We start from the raw sequence: 1,494 nt of genomic DNA on the forward strand, positions 1-1,494 counted from the left end.
TGTAACAGTATTTAAATTTTCATAATAACGCTGAAACGATTTTGATATATGTATATGTTTTTCAAAGTTTCTTCTTTTTTTCGTCTCATCAGATACTTTCCGCTTTCTAAGTTCTTCATCGTTCGTATATAAATAAAAATATTGATCCGGAAAGCCAATTTCCCTATTTATCATCTTTTCTTTATAAAAATTTTCTATTAAAGATAATGGCTGATTAAATATATCAAAATGAAAACACCAATTATAACTAAGTGGCTGATAAATATCGCCATCGAGTATTACTAATTCATATTGCTTTGACTTCTGAACAGCTATATTCCAGCGCTCAACTTGTTTTTCAAAATACCATGTTCTATGTTCATTTTTTGGCCTTTCAAATAAAGAATTCACTTCAGGTATTATATAAGCACCATAATTCTTTTCTAATTCACGGCACGTGGTACTTTTACCAACAGCGCTTGCTCCCTCAAATGCTATTATCCCCATAGTTTCTCCCTCTTTCATTAACTAAAATTTCGTTGTTTCGCTTTTCTTCCCCATAACTTTCTCCATAAAACAATTGAAGCGACAGTGAGCATGATTGTTGTAATGATACTACCTTCAATTCCGAACGTGCCTCCATGCAATGTTTCTGGTCCATTTGTTATAGACTTAAAAATTGGTGTAGAATATACAGTTGTGCCACTAACTGCAAAACCATATACATTATATTGAGCCCAGTTCCAAATTGAGTGCCATGCACATATTCCCCACAGACCGTCTTCTTTCAATACATATAAAGCTGCGAAAACACCCACTAATATTATATTCGATATAGATAATATTGTAATTCCTGGATTAAGTAGATGAAGAAATCCAAATAAAAATGAAGTTACAATTATTCCAACCCATATACGACTTCTAACAGAAAGAACCGGGAATAACCAACCTCGTACAATAATTTCTTCCGTTGCCCCTTGTATTAAAAATGCAACTAGAGATCCTACTATTCCTACTATCACTGTTGAGGTAATATGTTGTACTTGCAATTTCACACTCCCCATTAATAATAGTAGAATAACTGGCGTTGAAATAAATAAAAACCCTATTAACGCACCTTTTAAATACTTTCTCATCCATTTCTCTTTCCAAAAGCCAATGGATGAAAAAGGTCTTTTTTCTACAAAACGAACCCATATAAATAAAATATATATAGCTCCGCCAAACGTTAACACCATTCTAACATTGTCATAAATACCTTTCATGAATATCGTTTCAGCTTTCGGTAAAAATAACATAAATAACATAAAAAGTTCGCCTAAAGTCAAAAATATAATGGCTAATATTACAGCAAAGACTGGATGGACCTTTTTTCTCCCTGCTTTTGCTGCTTCAATTATTATAAATGAATTATTTTTCACTTTCTTTTCTCCTTTTATAATATTTAACTACCAACAGTAACCAACCATATTTTACCACGAAAAATATATTATTAATATTTACTCTAAGTTTTTC

At 31.6% G+C, this 1,494-nt stretch carries 2 protein-coding genes; both read right to left on the reverse strand.

Annotated features, from left to right (window positions below; genetic code table 11):
- The coding region (locus ABWK52_RS29455) for a chloramphenicol acetyltransferase (RefSeq protein WP_353772386.1) at positions 1 to 504 on the reverse strand (504 nt) is incomplete at its 3' end.
- Positions 504 to 1,400 carry a CPBP family intramembrane glutamic endopeptidase gene (locus tag ABWK52_RS29460; RefSeq protein WP_098542410.1) on the reverse strand — a complete coding sequence of 299 codons (897 nt, stop codon included), beginning with the start codon at positions 1,398 to 1,400 and terminating at the stop codon, positions 504 to 506. The genes ABWK52_RS29460 and ABWK52_RS29455, both read right to left, overlap by 1 nt.
- Between the last annotated feature and the right edge of the window lie 94 nt (positions 1,401 to 1,494).

It is taken from the genome of Bacillus sp. AP50 (assembly GCF_040492675.1).
Lineage (GTDB): Bacteria > Bacillota > Bacilli > Bacillales > Bacillaceae_G > Bacillus_A > Bacillus_A cereus.